Source organism: Pseudomonas asplenii, from assembly GCF_001293465.1.
GTDB classification, from domain to species: Bacteria; Pseudomonadota; Gammaproteobacteria; order Pseudomonadales; family Pseudomonadaceae; genus Aquipseudomonas; species Aquipseudomonas fuscovaginae_B.
This window is the reverse complement of the sequence record NZ_JSYZ01000003.1, coordinates 338,219-356,371: the sequence shown is the minus strand read 5'-3', so window position 1 is coordinate 356,371 and position 18,153 is coordinate 338,219. Positions and strand designations below refer to the sequence as shown.

The following is an 18,153-nucleotide window of genomic DNA, read 5'->3' as shown; positions in this document are numbered from 1 at the left end:
ACTGGAGAAATGGAATGTCCCTGTTTCGCGTTGTACTGATCGCCCTGGCCCTGCTGGTGACCGCCGGTTGCACCAGCAAGAAGATCATCACCCCGACCCGCACCGTCACGCCCGAGATCCAGACCAGCCAGGAGCAGATGAAACAGGCGATCCTCACCACCCTGGTCAAGCGCAAGTGGAGCGTGCAGCGGGTCAACCCGTCGCAGATCCAGGCCGAGATCACCGTGCGCGAGAAATTCCACGTCGAGATCGACATCAACTACAGCGCCAGCGGCTACAACATCGCCTACCGCGACAGCAGCGGCATGGACTACAAGGATGGCAAGATCCACAAGAACTACATCCGCTGGGTGCGCCTGCTGGACAAGGGCATCCTGCGTGAGCTGCGCGACCACGATGCCCAGAGCACCGCTCGCGCCATCGGTGTCGGCGAGGCGCAGCCGATCAGCCAGTAACCACGTTTTTTCCGTGCATCGCAAAACAAGGAGTTGACCATGAAGACAAAAACCTGGGCCGCCGCTGCCGCGCTGCTGTTGTGCTGCCTGCCAGGCCTGAGCCAGGCGCGCGACACTACGCTGAACCTGCCATTCGACAAGGTGGTGGCCGAAGCGGTCAGCACCGGCAAGATCGATGGCAGCGTCAAGTTCTACCTGGCGGGCAACACGCCCAAGGGCAAGGTCACGGTAGTCAGCCCGGGCGCGGTCACCAACAAGAAGACCAACGCCTTCAACAAGAGCGACGAGGAAGCCTGCGCCTGGGCCCTGCAGTCGGCACTGATCACCCTGCACGACGCAGCGAAAAAAGCCGGGGCGAACGCGGTGACCAATATCGTCAGCTACTACAAGCGTAACGAAACCAGGAGCCCGACCACCTACGAGTGCCATGCAGGCGCATTCATCGGTGGCGTAGCGCTCAAGGGTGACCTGTCGAAGGTGCAGTAACCGGCAGTGAAGGCTGTCAGTTGGTAACAACCGGTGGGTGGTGTCGATCACGACACCACCGCCAGCAGGCCAATGCCAGCGCCAGGGCATTCACGCCACTCGACACACTCAGGTGGAAGCGTGAAGCTTGAGTCCCAAGGCCCTGACCACTTTCAGGATGGTGCCAAACTCCGGGTTACCCTCACCGGACAAGGCGCGATACAAGCTTTCACGAGAAAGCCCCGACTCACGCGCCACATGCGTCATGCCACGCGCCCTGGCGAGCGTCCCCAAGGCCTTGGCTATGAAAGCAGGATCGTCACCGGCCTCCTCCATACAGGCATCCAGATAATTGGCCATGTCCTCTGCAGTCTTGAGGTACTCGGCTGAATCCCATTTTGCGAATTGCTCAGTCATGTTCCCGACTCTCTCCAGGCCTTGGCAATCAGCGAAGCTTGCTTGATGTCGCGGCGCTGGCTGCTTTTATCTCCGCCACAAAGAAGGATCACCAAATGATGACCCTGATAAGTGAAATACACCCGATAACCTGGCCCATAATCGACTCGGACCTCATTCAGTCCCTTACCCACTGACTTCACGTCACCAAAGTTGCCGTCGGCCATACGATCGATACGAACCTGTATGCGAACCCGTGCACGACTGTCAGGCAACATGCTGAGCCATTCGGAAAACGCCGCACTTCGAATAATTTCCATCATGGCCTAGTGTGGCCCAAAGGCTACACCAGAAAGATCAGCCAAATAAGCGCTCCCCGTCTGAAATCTCTACTGAACCCAGCAGAATCAAACCCTCTCTGTTGCCCGCTGCGTCAGCAACTCGACAAACGCCTTGGCCATCGGCGACTTCTGGTCCTTGCGCTGCACCAGCCACACCGAGGAGATCGCGTCCGGGTCGAGCAGGCGCCGGTAGACCACGCCATCGATGCGGATGCGCTGGTAGGACGCCGGCAACACCGAAACCCCAAGACCCGCCGCCACCAGCCCGATGATGGTCATCGCCTCGCCCGCCTCCTGGGCGAAGTGCGGGCTGAAGCCGGCCTGCCGCGCCAGGGTCATCAATTGCGCGTACAGACCGCTGCCATAGCTGCGCGGGAAAAACACGAAAGGCTCCTGCGCCAGCTCCGACAGGTGCAGACCCGCCTCGCTGCCATTGGCCAGCGGGTGCTTGGCGCTGAGCACCGCCACCAGCGGCTCGCGCATCAACTCGACCACATGTAGGGCATCGGGCAACGCCAGTGGACGCATCAGGCCGACCTCGATCGACTCGTCCATCAGCGCGTCGGCGACCCTCTTGCTGCTCATTTCCTGCAGGTTCAGGTGTACCGCCGGGTAGGCTTGGCGAAACGAGAAGATCACCTGGGGAATCGTCGAGTTGAAGGGAGCCGACGAGGTGAAACCGATCTTCAGTTCACCCAACTCGCCCAGTTGGGCACGCCGGGCCACATCCGCCGCCTTGTCGACCTGCGCCAGCACCAATCGGGCCTCCTCCAGAAACAGCCGACCCGCCTCGCTGAGTTCGACCCGACGGTTGGTCCGCTCGAACAAACGCGCCCCCAGCTCCTGCTCCAGCGCCTGGATCTGCTGGCTCAGCGGCGGCTGGGAGATCCCCAGCAGCTCTGCGGCGCGACCGAAATGCAGCTCTTCGGCGACGGCGATGAAGTAGCGCAGATGACGCAATTCCATGGGCACCTCATTAAGTCGTTAAACCTATCAAACAGGTCGAACAATATATTGGAAAGAATATTTAGCCAGCTATATGATTTTTTCACTGCCTGACCGAATGCACCTCCCGAGGTCCACCGTGAAAACTGCTGTCGCTCCCCTCGCTCACGAAGTTCCCCCCGACGTCCCCGACGCTATTGCCCCCCGCCCCAGCGACACCTACATCGAAAAAGGCACCCCGGCGTTCATGCGCACCGTGCTGGCGCTGTTCTGCGGCGGCTTCGCGACCTTCGCCCTGTTGTACTGCGTGCAACCGATGATGCCGGTGCTGTCGAAGGAGTACGGGATCAATGCCGCCCAGAGCAGCCTGATCCTGTCGGTCGCCACCGCGATGCTGGCCATCGGTCTGTTGATCACCGGGCCGATTTCCGACAGCCTTGGGCGCAAGCCGGTGATGGTGGTCGCGCTGTTCAGTGCCGCGCTGTTCACGATCCTCGGTGCCTTCATGCCCAACTGGCAGGGTGTGCTGCTCATGCGTGCGCTGGTGGGCCTGTCGCTGAGCGGCCTGGCCGCGGTCGGCATGACCTACCTGAGCGAAGAGATCCACCCCCGGCACATCGGCTTCGCCATGGGCCTGTACATCGGCGGCAACGCCATCGGCGGGATGAGCGGGCGGCTGATCATCGGCGTGCTGATCGACTTCGTCAGTTGGCACACCGCGCTACTGGTGATCGGCGGCCTGGCGCTGATCGCCGCGACGGTGTTCTGGCGGATCCTGCCGGAGTCGCGCAACTTCCGCCCGAGCCGGCTCAACACCCGCAACCTGCTCAACGGCTTCACCATCCACTTCCGCGATGCCGGCCTGCCGTGGCTGTTCCTCGAAGCTTTCCTGCTGATGGGCGCCTTCGTGACCCTGTTCAACTACATCGGCTATCGTCTGCTGGCCGAGCCCTACGGCCTGAGCCAGGCGTTTGTCGGCCTGCTGTCGATCGTCTACCTGTCGGGCATCTACAGCTCGGCGCAGATCGGCGCACTGGCCGACAAGCTGGGTCGGCGCAAGGTGCTGTGGTCGATGATCGTGACCATGCTGCTGGGCATCGCCCTGACGCTGGTCACGCCGCTGCCGGTGGTGATCGGCGGAGTGCTGCTGTTCACCTTCGGTTTCTTCGGCGCGCACTCGGTCGCCAGCAGCTGGATCGGCCGCCGTGCCCTGAAAGCCAAGGGCCAGGCCTCATCGCTGTACCTGTTCTGCTACTACGCCGGCTCCAGCGTCGCCGGTACGCTGGGCGGCGTGGCCTGGCACTACGCGGGCTGGAATGGCATCGGGATGTTCATTGGCGGCCTGCTGGTGGTGGCCTTGCTGGTAGCACTGAAACTGGCGCGGTTGCCAGTGCTGGCGAGCAACCAGGCCTCCTGAGCTAGGGCGCCAGCCATACCACCCGCGCCTCCAGGAGCTGATCACGCGGTTCCAGGCTCAGATTCTGCAACCGCGCTCCGCCCTGCTCGATACGCTCCAGCCAGCCGAGCAGGGCCTGGGCTTCTCCCGAAATAGTCAGGCGCAGCGATTGGCCGTCCTGGTCCAGTTGCTGCAGTTCGAGCCCCGCCGCGCGCGCGGTCTCACCCAAGCGGGCCGACAATGGTTGTGTCGAATCCAGCCGGGCGGCGGCCGGTCGCGTATTCTGTACCTCGGCGAGCAGAGCCAGGCGTTGCTGGTACAGGCGCTGGGCCTTGTCCAGGCGTTGCTGCGCCGGTTGCCAGAAGCCGCCGAACAACAGCACCGCCAGCAGGAAGACTCCCAGCCCGGCCAGCCACTGGCGTTCCCGCCGGGCCAGGCGCTGCCAGCGTTCGATCAACAGGGCGACTATCCGCAGGCGACTGATCATCCGTTCTGTTCCTCCAGCGTCAACAACGCCCGCACACGGTTGCGCTCCTTGCTCGCGCTGCCGAGCTGGATGGGCAACTGGTGCTGCCGCCCACGCTCACGCAGCCGTTCCAGCTCGCTGAAGTCACTGGCCGTCAACGCCAGCGTCCAGCCCGCGCCGGCGCGGTATTCGATACGCTGGACCTCGACGCCACTGCCACCGATCACCTGCTCGATCAATTGCACCAGCCGGGCCATCTGCCGGGGTTGCTGCGTCTGCACAGAGCCGAGCGCCCTGAGCTGGGCCGCCAGGTCGACCACCCGCGTCTGCTCCGGGTAAAGCGTCTGGAAATGTCGGACACTCTGTTCGTAAAGCCGGTCGGCCCGGGTTTCCAGATAATGGCTGCGCGCCAGGGAGAAGCCCCACGAGAGGACGGACAGCGCCAGCAGGATCGCCAGCAGCGGCCGCCACGGCTTGCGCCCACTGGCCGGTCGAAACGGCCCCTGAAGCAACTCCGTCCCCTGCCCCGAACTCAACAGTGCGAAGGCCTGTGCCGATTGAGAGCGATCCAGCCGACAAAGCGCCGCCGGCAATCGGGCAGACAGGCTCTGCAAGGCCGCTTCAGACACTGCCAGGCGGGCTGTCAGGCCACCACCCAGCAGCCAGCGGCCAGCCCACCAGACACAGTAGGCCTGGTCGGCAGGCAACAGGTCGGCATCGGCCTGCACGCTCGCCAACTGCAGCCCCCTCTGTTGCAGCAGGGTGACAATAGCGCCGAAGCGCACCTTGTCGACCACCAGCAATGGATAACGACGAGCCGGATCGGCACTGCCCACGGCCAGGTGCAAGTTGTCCGGATCATCCGTCAGTTGCTCCTCGAGCGCATAGGCCAGCGCCTGGGCGGCCGGTCGGCGGCGGCCCGACCAGGGTTCGCTGCGCAGCCAACTGCAGAGTTCCATCGGCAGTACCACCCGCACGGGGTTCCCCGCCAGCAGCGCGGCGGCTTCGGCCAGGCTCATGTCGCGCCAATCATCAGACGCCTGCCAGCAGGCGACCGGCCACTGTTCGTCAGGCACATCGAGCCCTGACGGGTAAAGGTACAGCCACGGGATCATAGGGAGGGTTCACCTTGGGTCGGAGCGAGAAAACGGCGCTGCACAACACGCACGCGCCCGGTTTTCGGGTCGAGTTCAAGATCGCTGACCAGCCGCAGTCGGCTGCGCCCGGCCGCGACCTCGACCGAGGCCCGAAACCAGCGGCTGCCTACGCCCAGGCCATGAACGGCGACGCCACGGCCCTTGAGTCCGGAAGCCAGGGCGAAGGTAGCGGCATCCGGATAGCCTTCGGCCGGGCGTTGCTGGATGAGCATCTGCGCATCGCTGTCGGTCATGCCTTCCAGGGTCGACAGCAGCAATGCGTGGGTGGTGTTGACGTTCAGCCTGGCCTCGCCCGGCAGCAGGGCGACCCAGGGCTCCAGGCGACGCAGGCTGGGCTCGTCCATGCCAGGCAGCAGGCGCAGTTGGCTCGGATCGACAACCTCGGTGCCCCGCAATGGCGCCAGGTCGATGGCGGCGATGTCCAGCCGCTCCAGCAGCCGGGCCCAGCGGGCCTGGACGATTTCATCGGCCTTGCCGGGGGCGAGCAGCGGCGTCAGGTTGAAGCGTCCCGCCAGGTCCTCGATGTCCAGGCGCACCTCGACGCCAGGCAGCGTCAACGGTAGCGGCCGTTGCGCCCAGTCCTGGACCAGGTTGACGTTGCGCATCAGCGTCGGCAATGGCCCCTGCAGCAGTTGGCCGGCCCAGCCCTCCGCAGCGAGCGCCCACTGGCGCAACTGCACCTGGTGAATATGCTGGGTGCTGCCCTGCAAGGTCAGGCGATGGCTGCGCAGCAGACTGCCGGTCAGCAACAGCGCCAGGGCCATGATCAGCAGCACGGTGATCAGCGCCACACCTCGCTGGCGGGGCAGGCTCATGCTGGCTCCGGCAACAGGATGACCCGGCGAATCCCGTCGAAACGCCCGGTGGACAAGGTCACCTCCACCGCCCGCGGCAGCTTGGCGCCAGCCGGCCAGTCGCTGCGCCAGCCCGTCCGGGGATCGTGGAAACGCCAGCGCAACTCGCGTACATCGCCCAGCAGCACCTGCTTGTGGGGAATCGCCAGCTCGGGGCTGCGGCTGTGGCGCCAGAGGCGCTGCGCCTCGAGGCGATAGCTGACCGCCTGGCGCTCGCTGCGTGGCTGGCCCAGCGGGTTGCGCCAGTTGCCCCGCTGCAGGCTCAATTCGCCCTGATGCAGGCGCAAGGCCGGGGAGTTCCCCGAGGCGGCCACCTGCATGAGATCCCGTTCGAGCACAGCCACCGCCCGCTGCAGGCTGCGCAGTGCCTGTTCATGGTCCGCGACCTGCGCCTGTACCCGCAGCAGGCCCTCGTAGAGCCGCCAACTGCCCAGGCTCAGCAGGCTGAAGATCGCCAGGGCGATCACCAGTTCCAGCAGGGTGAAACCGGCCTGTCGGGTCATTGCGCCTCCTCGTTCCCGGTCATCGGCAACCAGCCCGTGAGGCGATGCAGCGGTTGCGGGTCGTTGCCGAGGCGGACCTCCAGCTCGACCTGCATCAGACGCCGGTCGGGGGATGGACTCAGGGTCTGGCTCAACCGCCACTCACGACCGTCGAAGCGCTGCAGCCCTTGTTGCCGCCCGGGTACGGGAGAAGCCTGCAGGCGCAGTTCGGTCAACTGGTTGTCCGCCAGCCAGACGGCAAACAGCCGCTGCTGCAGACTGCCGCCCTGGCGCAGGACATAGTCACTGGCCGACAGTACCGCGGCGGCCAGCACGGCGAACACCGCCAGGGCCACCATGACCTCCAGCAGCGTGAAGCCGCCCTCAGCCTTCATCGATGGCCGGGTCGCCAAGACCGTCTCCCGAAACGCTCAGCCAACGCCGCTGGGCGGTTTCGTAATGCAGGGTGAAGGCACTCATTTCATCGCTGCTCAGCAGCAGCAACTGCGGCTGGTTCGGCCGGTTGCCGAGTTTCAGCGGCTGTCCTTCGAGCTCCAGGCGAAAGTACAGGCCGTCGGGCAGGCGATAGGGGGCGCCGGCCGCACGCCATTCCGGGCGCTCGTACAGCACCACCTGGTAGCCCTCGGCATCGATGCGCAGGCCGAATTCCTGACCTTCGAGCACGGCCTGCTCGCGCAGATGCTGCAGCAACTGCAGCAACGCGCCGGCTTCGTGATGGGCCTGACGCAACGGACTGGGCTTCATCGAAAAGCCGATCAGCCCGGCCACCACGCCCATGATCACCATGGCCACCAGCAGCTCCAACAGGGTGAAACCACGCGAGCGCGCCGGCATCGGTCAGTGATCCCAATTGCCGATATCGGCGGCGAGCTCCTCGCCACCGGCCATGCCGTCGGCGCCGAAGGAGTAGAGATCGTAGCCCTTGGCCCGTGCTCCCGGGTTGAGGTACTGGTACGGCGTGCCCCACGGGTCGACCGGCAGGCGCTTGAGGTAGCCCTGGGGGTTCCAGTTCTTCGCCTGGGGCGCACCCAGCGGCTTGTTCACCAGGGCCTCGAGGCCCTGCTGGGTCGAGGGATAGTGGAAGTTGTCGAGGCGGTACATCTCCAATGCCGTACCGATGGCCTGGATGTCGGTACGCGCCGCCGTGACCTTGGCCTGGTCCGTGCGCCCCATGAACTGTGGCACCACCAGCGCGCCCAGCACGCCGATGATGACCACCACGACCATGATCTCGATCAGGGTGAAGCCATGTTGCCGAAAGGATGCGGAGGTTTTCATGAATCAATTCACCGTTTGGTTGAGACTGAGGATCGGCAGCAGGATGGCCATGACGATCAGCAGCACGATGCCGCCCATCGCCACCAGCATGGCCGGCTCGAAGAGGCTCACGACCAGCGCGATGCGGGCCGCCAGGGTTTTCTCCTGTTGCTCGGCGGCACGCGCCAGCATGCTGTCCAGTTCGCCGGCGCGTTCGCCACTGGCGATCATGTGCAGCATCAGCGGCGGGATGTCGCCGCTGTGCTCCAGGGCCCGGGTCAGGCTGCCGCCCTCGCGTACCGAGCGGGCGACCTCGCGCATGCGCGCGCGGATCGCCAGGTTGCCGATCACCGCGGCCGAGATCTCCAGGGCATCCACCAGGGGCACCGCGCTCCTGCCGAGAATCGCCAGGGTGCTGGCGAAACGCGCCGCTTCCACGGCCCGCAGCACGCCGCCGGCCAGTGGCGCGCGCAGCAGCCAGGCGTGCCAGCACAGGCGCAGGGCCGGCTGCCGCCAGGCACCGCGCAGCAGCAGGACCAGACCGAGCACTCCCGGCAACAGCAGCCAGAAATAGTCGCGCAGGCCCTCGCTCAGACTGATCAACCCACGGGTCAGCAGCGGTAGCTCGCGACCACTGTCGGTGAAGATCCGCACCACGTCCGGCACCACGAACCCCAGCAGGAAGCCGACGATGCCCAGCGACGCCAGCAGCAGGACCAGCGGATAGACCAGCGCCAGCTGGATCTTCTGCCGCGCCTGCTGACGCGCCTCGGTGTAATGCGCCAGTTGCTCCAGCACCTGGCCCAGGTGACCGGAACGCTCGCCCGCGGCGATGCTGGCGCGAAACAGTTCGGGAAAGGCTCCGGGGAAGCCGGCCAGTGCCGAGGACAGTGCGTAGCCCTCCAGCACCCGATCGCGCACCGCCGCCAACAGGCTCGCGGTACGCCGCTTGCGGCTCTGCGCGGCCACCGCCCGCAGGGCCTCTTCCAGCGGCAGTCCGGCCTGGACCAGGGTCGACAGTTGCAGGGTCAGCAAGGCCAGTTCGGCAGCGCCCAGGCGGCGGCCGGCTCCCCGACCGCCGAGCACGCCGGAACGTTCCCGGACCGGCTTCAGTACGCTCGGCAGCAAACCACGCTCACGCAGCAACTGCCGGGCATGCCGCGCACTCTCGGCCTGCTGCTGGCCCTTGCAGGACCGGCCATGGGCGTCCTGGGCCTGATAGTCGAAGGTCGGCATCCTCAGTCCTCCTGCGTGACGCGCAGCAGCTCATCGAGGCTGGTGTGCCCTTCCAGCACCAGGCGTTGCCCGTCCTGGAACAGGCTGGGGCCGAGGCAGCGGGCCTGGCGGGCCAGCTCCGGTTCACTGACGCCGTTGTGGATCATCTGCGCGAGGGCCTGGTTGATGCCGATCAGCTCATAGATACCGGTACGGCCACGATAGCCCTGCTGGCAGCGCGGACAGCCCACGGCGCGGAACAGCCTCGGCGCGGCCTGCGGCGCCAGCCCGAGACGCTGGCAGGCGGCCGCATCGGCATGCCCGGGTGCCTTGCACTCGGGACACAGGGTGCGTACCAGCCGCTGGGCCAGCACGCCGACCAGCGATGAGGCGAGCAGGTAGGCGTCCACGCCCATGTCCAGCAGACGGGTCACCGCCCCCGCTGCGCTATTGGTGTGCAGGGTCGACAGCACCAGGTGTCCGGTCAGCGAGGCCTGCACGGCAATGGCCGCGGTTTCCCGGTCGCGGATCTCGCCGACCATCACCACGTCCGGGTCCTGGCGCAGGATCGCCCGCAGCCCCCGGGCGAAGGTCATCTCGACCTTGGGGTTGACCGGCGTCTGGCCGATGCCGGGCAGGTGGTATTCGATCGGGTCCTCGACCGTGAGGATATTGCGCGTGCGGTCGTTGAGATGATTCAGCGCCGCGTAGAGGCTGGTGGTCTTGCCCGAACCGGTCGGCCCGGTGACCAGGAAGATCCCGTGGGGTTTGCCGAGGATTCGCCGGAACCGCTCCAGGGTCTCGCCCGGCATGCCCAGCCGCGCCAGTTCGAGGCGTCCGGCCTGCTTGTCGAGCAGGCGCAGCACCACTCGTTCGCCATGGGCCGAAGGCAGGGTGGAGACCCGCACATCGACCTCATGCCCGGCCAGCCGCAGGGCGATCCGACCATCCTGGGGCACGCGTTTCTCGGCGATATCCAGCCGCGCCATGACCTTGATCCGCGACACCAGCAAGGTGGCCAGCTCACGCCGCGGCTGCAGCACTTCGCGCAGTTGACCATCCACCCGCAGGCGCACCGAGACACTGTGCTCGAAGGTTTCCAGATGCACGTCCGAGGCCTTTTCCCGCACCGCTTCGCTGAGCAGGGCATTGATCAGGCGGATGATCGGCGCGTCGCCCTCCTGTTCCAGCAGGTCGGCGGTGGGCGGCAGGTTATCGGCCAGGCTGATCAGGTCGAGCTCGTCGTCCAGGCCCTGGGCAACCTGCTCGGCGGCACTCTGTCCATCGCTGTAGCAGGCGGCCAGACGGGCGGCGAAGTCCGCCTCGTCGAGTTCCTGCACGGGCCAATCCCGGCCGAGCTGGCGCCGTGCCTCGGCCAGCGCGGTCAACGGCGTGTCCGCCCGGATCAGAAGGGTCGCCCCTTCGCCCTGCAGCTCCAGCAGCACGCCAAAACGCCGGGCGAAGCCGAACGGCAGCCGACCGATCATGGCACCGCCTGCTGTCGACGCAGGTCGACCGCGCTGTCATCGCCATCGAACAGGCGCTGCGGATCGCTCGGCAGCAGCAACGAATTGCCCTGGCGCGCCGAAGGCCGGCTGAGTTCGCGCAAGCGGTTGTAGCCGGTGGTGCTGGCCTCGACCAGGTCCTCCTTGCCACGCACGATGGTCGGCCGCAGGAACACCATCAGGTTGGTCTTCTCATGTTTTTCGCTGCTCCAGCGAAACAGCGCCCCCAGGTAGGGAATATTGCGCAACAGCGGCACGCCGCTTTCCTGGTTGCGGACGCTGTCCTTGATCAGGCCACCGATGACGATGATCTCGCCGTCATCGACCAGGATGGTGCTCTTGAGCGCCCGCTTGTTGGTGATCAGGTCATCCGTCACCTCGCTGCTCGGCGCCAGCTCGGAGTTCTCCTGCTCGACCCGCAGGCGCAGGGTTGAACCTTCGTTGATGTGCGGCCGGATCTTCAGCTTGATGCCGATATCCTCGCGCGTGACCGTGGTATAGGGCTTGTCGTTACCAGTGCCGGAGGTCTGGTAGGAACCGCTCTTGAAAGGCACGTTCTGCCCCACCAGGATTTCCGCCTCCTGGTTATCCAGGGTCAGCAGGCTGGGGGTGGACAGCACGTTGTTGCGCACATTGCTCGCCAGGGCGGAAACCAGCATGCCGAAACGGTCGTTGCCGACGCGCAGCACGGCTCCATCGGGCAGCTTGGCGTCAGCGCCACCAAAGCCCGGCAGGACGACACCGGCGCCGGCAAAGGTAATGCCTCCCTGGGCACTGCCGGCCTTGCCGCCCCATTGCACGCCAATGGCCTCGTTGATGTCCCCGGAAATCTCGACGATCGCCGCATGGATCAGCACCTGGGAACGCGGCTGGTCGAGCTGGCGCACGATGGCCTCCAGGGTCCTGACCTGGCTCGGCTCGGCGATCAGCACCAGGGCGTTCTGGTTTTCGTCGGCCTTGACCACCGCCTTGTTCACCGGGTTGTCCCGGCTGGAAACACCGGCCACGTCCTGACCGAGCCCCTGCCCCATGGCATCCAGCACGTCGGCCAATTGCTTGGCGTCGCTGTAGCGCAGGCGGATCACCCGGGCATTGTCCGCGCCCGCCGGAATCGGCGTGTCGAGCGAACGCGCCAGCTCGACGAGGCGCTTGCGCACCGCCTGGGGACCGATCAGCAACAGCCGATTGCCGCGGGTGTCGGCAATCACCTGGCTGCCCGACTCGGCACCCTGCTTGCCCAGGGACTGCTCCAGTACCCGCGCCAGGTCGGCAGCCAGGCCGTGCTGCAGAGACAGCACATCATGGGCGTGCCTGTGACCGGCATCCAGCTCGCGGACGATTCTGGCGATACGTCGGACGTTGCCGGCCCCGTCGGTGATCACCACGGCATTGGCCGAGGCCGAGGGACCGACATAACCGTTGACCGAGACCAGCGGCCGGACCAGCGCGGCGATATCGCTGGCCGTACTGTTGCTCAGGGCCACCACCTGGGTGACGAACTGCCCGGCCTGGGCGCTGTGGCTGTCGGCATCGCTGGGCCGGGTACGGGCATCCGCCACCGGCGTGATGAGAATGCGGTCGCCTTCATCGATCACCGTGAAGTTGTGCGCATCGAGCACCGAGTAGAACAGCCGCCGTACCCCTTCGCGATCCAGCGCCTGTTCCGAAAGCACCGTGATACGCCCCTGGACGCGCGGGTCGAGCACGACCGTGGTGCCAAGGATCGATGACATCTCCCGGACCACGTCGCGCAGTTCGGCATCGTTCATCGCCAATTGCCAATGCGGCTCCTCGGCCAACGCCGTCGGCAGCATCAGCGACAACAGCAGGCCACCGGCGAGCAGGCGCCAGGAGGCCAATACTCTGGGGACTCTCATGGGGTTCCCCGAAGCACTGGCCGCAGATGCGAGGAGGTTGTCCCGGCAGCCGGGGTCGCATTGCCGAGTGGCGACAATGACCTTCGAGCCGGCGTCTCCAGCGCCAGCAGTTCCTCGCGACCGTTGCGCCAGAGCAGCACACGCCCGGCTTCGATCCGGCGCAATACGCTACCGCCGGGCAGGCTGTCCCCAACCCGATACACCTGCTGCCCCTGGGCGCCCGCCAGCAACGCACGGGAAGCCCCCGAACTGGCGACAAAACTGGCCCGCAACTGCAACGGCTCGGCGCTGCGAGCCAACGCATCACGGGGCTGCAAGCCGAGTACCGTGGCCACCGCCGCATGGTTGAGCGGTGCTACCGGGGCAACGGCGGCACTGACCACGGCGGCAACCGGCATGCTCGGCAGGTCGCGACGAAACTGCCACTCATCCCAGGCCAACCAGGCGCCATACGCCAATGGCAGCGCAAACGACAAAACCCACACAGGACGCTTCACCCGCGTATACGCCATGGGTAGTTGATGATTCCATGAACGGCACGGCAATCACTGCCAATAGCGGCAAGGATTCGAATAACGAAAAAATTAAGGGACAAGTTCCCCAAAAAAACACTGAACAAGATAATGCAATCCCTATATAGATGGGAGCATCAAACATCCTTATATGAAGCCCGCTCAAGAACACCAATGAATTAACGACAACCAGAAACCCACATAAATAAAAAACAAAAAAACGAGTGGATGATTCCTTGCCTACCCAACAACAGCTCATCCATTGACACCCAGCATCTCCCAGACGGGACCCTGGACAACTTTTTACCCAAGGTCCCGACGGAGACTGTTACTTGGCTATCCAGGCATCCTGCCAGTTTGTTCCGTGACCTGGTTTGTAGTGATGTTCGCTAGGGATCTTGCACCAATCTCCATCCGGGAACGGCTTGCACTCGTAGACGGTGTCATCCACCAGTACAGTGGTGCCCGGCCGATAGCTGGCAATTTCCTGCGGATACACCCAGTCGTAGTCCTGGCCGACACCTTCGCCACCCAGCTCGATGGCCACCAGATCCTGGCGAGTGGTACGGCCGTCAGGCGTCACGCCCACCAGCTTGACCTGATGAGGGCCCGGGGCACTGCGCACATCCACGTTCAGGCTGACAGAGCCGGCCTCGATCTGTTGCGTGATGGAGCCCACAGCCTTGTTGTTGGCATTGAACACCGTGAGTTCGACATTCATCAGGCGGTTACCGAGCAACGGTACCGGCAAGGCGAGACGCCCCTTGTCCAGCACCAGGTCGTTGCCCAGCGTCGCGATACGCAGTTCGGCGGCAGCATCCTCCTGCAGCTCCATCTGCAATTCGTAGCGCTTGACGCCACTCTCGGCCCTGGCAAAGATCTTGTTCGCCCCCTTGATCGGATTGATCTTGCCCTCGTCATCGCGCACACCGGCACGCACCAGCTCCTGGGTCCGGTTGATCTGCTCGGCCAGCTTGAACGACCAGTTCTCCGGACGCCCCTCTTCGGCCGTGGCGATGGCGATCTCGACGCGCCGCTCGTTGATTTCACCCTCATTGCCAAAACCGCGGGCCTTGACCTTGTCGCCCACCAGCAGGGCCGTGGCAGTCGGCGTGATGTTGCCGACCGTATGCCAGCCATCCGGGGTGACAGCTTCGGGGAGGATGTTCACATCCGCCACGTTGTAGAACGCCGCTGCGGTATCGCCCACGGTCCAGATGCCGAGGATCACGTGTTGGCCGGTCCTGTCCGACGGAATGGAACAGGCATGCCTGGCACCGGAAACCGGCAGTTCGTTGCGCCCGTCCACTTCGCAGAACGGCGCGCTGTCGAACGAGGCGCGGGTCAGCGGCTGGTTCGGGTTCCAGCCGGCCCGAGTGATGAAGTACTCGTGCTTGGTCGCCGGGTGTGCCGCCGTGTAGTCCCAGGTGAACTCGATATCGCGGTCCTTGATTTCGCTCAGGCTCCAACGCGTCGCGCTCTGGGCATCCAGCGCGGAGAAACTGGCCGAACCGCCGCTGGCGATCTTGCCGTCGATGGGCCCCTGCAAGGGGCCACCACCACTACCTGCCGGAAACCCCTTGAAGGTCTCACCGACACTTTGCGGCTCGTATTGCGCGTTTCCGCAGTCCTTGTTCAACCCCTGCTGGCAGGCATAGGCCCGCGACGGTGGGTTGCTCAGATAACCGTGAGCCGCAGCCTGTTGCGAAGCGACCAGAGCCGTGAGCATGGCCAGCGAGGACATACCTGCTGCGACCGAACCCGAACGTTTTCTCATCATAGTTTCCAATCCCGGAATGAATTACTGAAGTATTCGTATCCATGTAATTCGAGTAGAGAAATACCCTTGATGCGGACATACCTATCCCTGGGAAAGCCCCATCAATCGATAGTCATTTGAGTAGCAATAGAAAACTCCGAATTCCATACCGCTATAACTTCCGCAGTAAGAACTCGGATGTGGATTTTACGAACATTGATTTTTTTAGCTGTAAGAAAATTCCGAGCCAGAAGAGCGAATCATCAGCAATATTGATTTTTCCCGAGAAGTCTCATTTTCAAGGACAGAGAGCACAACAGCCTTCGAAATGACTTTCAGAAAACGACCGGAATAGACGGTAAAAACAGGAATACTCTTACACTACGAGGGGAAAAAAGCGGAACACAAAGAAAAAGACCAACGGCCCCGTCAAAGGGGCCGTGGCTGCCGCCGAAGACTCAGCGGTGATACTGCGCGGAAAACTCGTGCACCGCGTTGATGAAAGCGCCGGCATGCTCCGGATCGACTTCCGGGGTGATGCCGTGGCCCAGGTTGAAGACATGGCCGGAGCCCTCGCCGTAGCTGGCGAGGATCCGCGCCACTTCAGCACGGATGGCTTCGGGCTTGGCGTACAGCACGGTCGGGTCCATGTTGCCCTGCAGGGCGACCTTGCCGCCGACCCGGCGCCGGGCGTCGCACAGGTCGCAGGTCCAGTCCAGGCCCAGCGCGTCGGCACCGGCCTCGGCAATGCTTTCCAGCCACAGGCCACCGTTCTTGGTGAACAGGATGACCGGCACCTTGCGCCCTTCGTGCTCGCGGATCAGGCCGCTGACGATCTTGCGCATGTAGGCCAGGGAGAACGCCTGGTAGGCCGCCGCCGACAGGCTGCCGCCCCAGGTGTCGAAGATCTGCACCGCCTGGGCACCGGCCAGGATCTGCCCGTTGAGGTAGGCAGTGACCGCCTGCGCCAGCTTGTCCAGCAGCAGGTGCAGGGCCTGCGGGTTGTCGTAGAGCATGGCCTTGGTCTTGCGGAAGTCTTTCGACGAACCGCCTTCGACCATGTAGGTCGCCAGGGTCCAGGGGCTGCCCGAGAAGCCGATCAGTGGTACCCGGCCGTCGAGTTCACGGCGGATGGTGCTCACCGCGTCCATGACGTAGCCCAGGTCCTTCTGCGGATCGGGGATCGGCAGCGCCTCGATGTCGGCCAGGTTGTCGATGACCTTTCTGAAGCGCGGCCCCTCGCCGGTTTCGAAATACAGGCCCTGGCCCATGGCATCGGGGATGGTCAGGATATCGGAAAACAGGATCGCGGCATCCAGGCCCGGGTAGCGGTCCAGGGGCTGCAGGGTGACTTCGCAGGCGAACGACGGGTTCATGCACAAGCTCATGAAATCGCCGGCCTTGGCGCGACTGGCGCGGTATTCCGGCAGGTAGCGACCGGCCTGACGCATCATCCATACGGGAGTGACGTCAACGGGTTGCTTGAGCAGGGCACGCAGGAAACGGTCGTTCTTCAGGGCAGTCATGTCGGCATCCGGAGAAAAAGTGCGGGCATTTTCTCAGAGCTCAACGCAAAAGGCACGGCGAGAGCCGTGCCTTTTGTCTATCGGGTCAATTTGTCGCGGTGTAGATCAGAGACCGAGGTAGTCGAGGATACCCTCGGCGGCATTGCGGCCTTCGAAAATTGCCGTTACCACCAGGTCGGAACCCCGCACCATGTCGCCACCGGCGAAGATCTTCGGGTTGCTGGTCTGGTGCTTGAACTGGCCCTTTTCCGGAGCGACCACACGGCCCTGGCTGTCGGTCTGGATACCGAACTGCTCGAACCAGGGTGCCGGGCTCGGACGGAAACCGAAGGCGATGACCACGGCGTCGGCCGGAATGATCTCTTCGGAGCCCGGAATCGGCTCGGGGCTGCGACGGCCACGGGCATCCGGCTCGCCGAGACGGGTCTCGACCACCTTCACACCTTCGACCTTGTCTTCACCGACGATCGCGATCGGCTGGCGGTTGTAGAGGAACTTCACGCCTTCTTCCTTGGCGTTCTTCACCTCCTTGCGCGAGCCGGGCATGTTCGCCTCGTCACGCCGGTAGGCACAAGTCACGGCCTTGGCGCCCTGGCGGATCGAGGTGCGGTTGCAGTCCATCGCGGTGTCGCCACCACCGAGTACCACGACCTTCTTGCCCTTCATGTCGACGAAGTCTTCCGGCGACTTTTCGAAGCCCAGGTTGCGGTTGACGTTGGCGATCAGGAAGTCCAGGGCGTCATGCACGCCTGGCAGGTCCTCGCCGGCAAAGCCGCCCTTCATGTAGGTGTAGGTGCCCATGCCCATGAAGACCGCATCGTACTCGGCGAGCAGTTGCTCCATGGTCACGTCCTTGCCCACCTCGGTGTTGAGACGGAACTCGATGCCCATGCCGGTGAAGACTTCGCGACGATTGCTCAGCACGGTCTTTTCCAGCTTGAACTCGGGAATGCCGAAGGTCAGCAGACCACCGATTTCCGGGTTCTTGTCGAACACCACCGGGGTCACCCCGCCGCGCACCAGCACGTCGGCGCAGCCCAGGCCCGCCGGGCCCGCACCGATGATCGCGACGCGCTTGCCGGTCGGCTTGACCTTGGACATGTCCGGACGCCAGCCCATGGCGAAGGCGGTATCGGTGATGTACTTCTCCACCGAACCGATGGTCACCGCGCCGAAACCGTCGTTGAGGGTGCAGGCCCCCTCGCACAGGCGATCCTGCGGGCAGACCCGGCCGCAGACTTCCGGCAGGGTGTTGGTCTGGTGGGACAACTCGGCCGCGGCCAGGATATTGCCTTCGGCCACCAGCTTCAGCCAGTTGGGGATGAAGTTGTGGACCGGGCATTTCCATTCGCAGTACGGGTTGCCGCAACCCAGGCAGCGGTGGGCCTGGTCGGCCGACTGCTGGGGTTTGAAGGGCTCGTAGATTTCCACGAACTCTTTCTTGCGTTGACGCAACAGTTTCTTCTTCGGATCCTTGCGCCCGACATCGATGAACTGGAAGTCGTTACTCAGACGTTCAGCCAT

At 64.4% G+C, this 18,153-nt stretch carries 20 protein-coding genes; 3 read left to right on the top strand and 17 right to left on the bottom strand.

The window, feature by feature from the left end:
* Positions 1-14: 14 nt before the first annotated feature.
* A complete protein-coding gene (locus PF66_RS05540; protein WP_054060921.1) occupies positions 15-455 on the top strand; it encodes a hypothetical protein in 441 nt (146 codons plus the stop codon).
* A 39-nt stretch (positions 456-494) separates the two neighbouring features.
* Complete coding sequence (locus PF66_RS05535) at positions 495-941, top strand: hypothetical protein (RefSeq protein ID WP_054060920.1); 447 nt, start codon at positions 495-497, stop codon at positions 939-941.
* Positions 942-1,049: 108 nt separating this feature from the next.
* Here PF66_RS05535 and PF66_RS05530 read toward each other — a convergent pair whose 3' ends face one another.
* The 3 genes from PF66_RS05530 to PF66_RS05525 all read right to left on the bottom strand — a co-directional run bounded on the left by PF66_RS05530 (position 1,050) and on the right by PF66_RS05525 (position 2,623).
* A complete protein-coding gene (locus tag PF66_RS05530) occupies positions 1,050-1,337 on the bottom strand; it encodes an addiction module antidote protein (protein WP_054060919.1) in 288 nt (95 codons plus the stop codon).
* Positions 1,334-1,639, bottom strand: coding sequence for a type II toxin-antitoxin system RelE/ParE family toxin (locus tag PF66_RS31825; protein ID WP_081009793.1), 306 nt, complete (start codon positions 1,637-1,639; stop codon positions 1,334-1,336). Before PF66_RS31825 ends, PF66_RS05530 begins: the two co-directional genes overlap by 4 nt.
* A gap of 84 nt (positions 1,640-1,723) precedes the next feature.
* Complete coding sequence (locus tag PF66_RS05525; RefSeq protein ID WP_054060918.1) at positions 1,724-2,623, bottom strand: LysR family transcriptional regulator; 900 nt, start codon at positions 2,621-2,623, stop codon at positions 1,724-1,726.
* 118 nt (positions 2,624-2,741) lie between these two features.
* Between PF66_RS05525 and PF66_RS05520 the strand changes: the two genes are divergently transcribed.
* Positions 2,742-4,019 carry an MFS transporter gene (locus PF66_RS05520; protein ID WP_054060917.1) on the top strand — a complete coding sequence of 426 codons (1,278 nt, stop codon included), beginning with the start codon at positions 2,742-2,744 and terminating at the stop codon, positions 4,017-4,019.
* Between the two features lies 1 nt (position 4,020).
* Here PF66_RS05520 and gspM read toward each other — a convergent pair whose 3' ends face one another.
* From gspM to PF66_RS05450, 14 genes are all read right to left on the bottom strand, one after another.
* A complete protein-coding gene (gspM, locus tag PF66_RS05515) occupies positions 4,021-4,485 on the bottom strand; it encodes a type II secretion system protein GspM (protein WP_054060916.1) in 465 nt (154 codons plus the stop codon).
* The gene (gene gspL, locus PF66_RS05510) at positions 4,482-5,579 is read right to left on the bottom strand and encodes a type II secretion system protein GspL (protein WP_054062088.1); all 1,098 of its coding nucleotides are present in this window, start codon (positions 5,577-5,579) and stop codon (positions 4,482-4,484) included. Before gspL ends, gspM begins: the two co-directional genes overlap by 4 nt.
* Entirely contained in the window at positions 5,576-6,436 is an 861-nt protein-coding gene (locus PF66_RS05505) for a type II secretion system protein GspK (protein WP_054062087.1), read from the bottom strand. Before PF66_RS05505 ends, gspL begins: the two co-directional genes overlap by 4 nt.
* Positions 6,433-6,978 carry a type II secretion system minor pseudopilin GspJ gene (gene gspJ, locus PF66_RS05500; protein WP_054062086.1) on the bottom strand — a complete coding sequence of 182 codons (546 nt, stop codon included), beginning with the start codon at positions 6,976-6,978 and terminating at the stop codon, positions 6,433-6,435. Before gspJ ends, PF66_RS05505 begins: the two co-directional genes overlap by 4 nt.
* Positions 6,975-7,352, bottom strand: coding sequence for a type II secretion system minor pseudopilin GspI (gspI, locus tag PF66_RS05495; protein WP_054060912.1), 378 nt, complete (start codon positions 7,350-7,352; stop codon positions 6,975-6,977). Before gspI ends, gspJ begins: the two co-directional genes overlap by 4 nt.
* Positions 7,342-7,812, bottom strand: coding sequence for a type II secretion system minor pseudopilin GspH (gspH, locus tag PF66_RS05490; RefSeq protein WP_054060911.1), 471 nt, complete (start codon positions 7,810-7,812; stop codon positions 7,342-7,344). Before gspH ends, gspI begins: the two co-directional genes overlap by 11 nt.
* Before the next feature lie 3 nt (positions 7,813-7,815).
* Positions 7,816-8,256, bottom strand: coding sequence for a type II secretion system major pseudopilin GspG (gene gspG, locus PF66_RS05485; RefSeq protein ID WP_054062085.1), 441 nt, complete (start codon positions 8,254-8,256; stop codon positions 7,816-7,818).
* Between the two features lie 3 nt (positions 8,257-8,259).
* Positions 8,260-9,471 carry a type II secretion system inner membrane protein GspF gene (gspF, locus tag PF66_RS05480; protein ID WP_054062084.1) on the bottom strand — a complete coding sequence of 404 codons (1,212 nt, stop codon included), beginning with the start codon at positions 9,469-9,471 and terminating at the stop codon, positions 8,260-8,262.
* Positions 9,472-9,473: 2 nt separating this feature from the next.
* Positions 9,474-10,937 carry a type II secretion system ATPase GspE gene (gspE, locus tag PF66_RS05475; RefSeq protein ID WP_054062083.1) on the bottom strand — a complete coding sequence of 488 codons (1,464 nt, stop codon included), beginning with the start codon at positions 10,935-10,937 and terminating at the stop codon, positions 9,474-9,476.
* Positions 10,934-12,832, bottom strand: coding sequence for a type II secretion system secretin GspD (gspD, locus tag PF66_RS05470; protein ID WP_054062082.1), 1,899 nt, complete (start codon positions 12,830-12,832; stop codon positions 10,934-10,936). The genes gspE and gspD overlap by 4 nt, the downstream gene beginning before the upstream one ends.
* A complete protein-coding gene (locus PF66_RS05465) occupies positions 12,829-13,329 on the bottom strand; it encodes a type II secretion system protein N (RefSeq protein ID WP_241494280.1) in 501 nt (166 codons plus the stop codon). Before PF66_RS05465 ends, gspD begins: the two co-directional genes overlap by 4 nt.
* A gap of 343 nt (positions 13,330-13,672) precedes the next feature.
* Positions 13,673-15,121: a lytic polysaccharide monooxygenase gene (locus tag PF66_RS05460; RefSeq protein ID WP_054059807.1), complete on the bottom strand. Its 1,449-nt coding sequence runs from the start codon at positions 15,119-15,121 to the stop codon at positions 13,673-13,675.
* A gap of 440 nt (positions 15,122-15,561) precedes the next feature.
* Positions 15,562-16,629: a uroporphyrinogen decarboxylase gene (hemE, locus tag PF66_RS05455; RefSeq protein WP_054062080.1), complete on the bottom strand. Its 1,068-nt coding sequence runs from the start codon at positions 16,627-16,629 to the stop codon at positions 15,562-15,564.
* A 105-nt stretch (positions 16,630-16,734) separates the two neighbouring features.
* Positions 16,735-18,153 carry an FAD-dependent oxidoreductase gene (locus PF66_RS05450; RefSeq protein WP_054059809.1) on the bottom strand — a complete coding sequence of 473 codons (1,419 nt, stop codon included), beginning with the start codon at positions 18,151-18,153 and terminating at the stop codon, positions 16,735-16,737.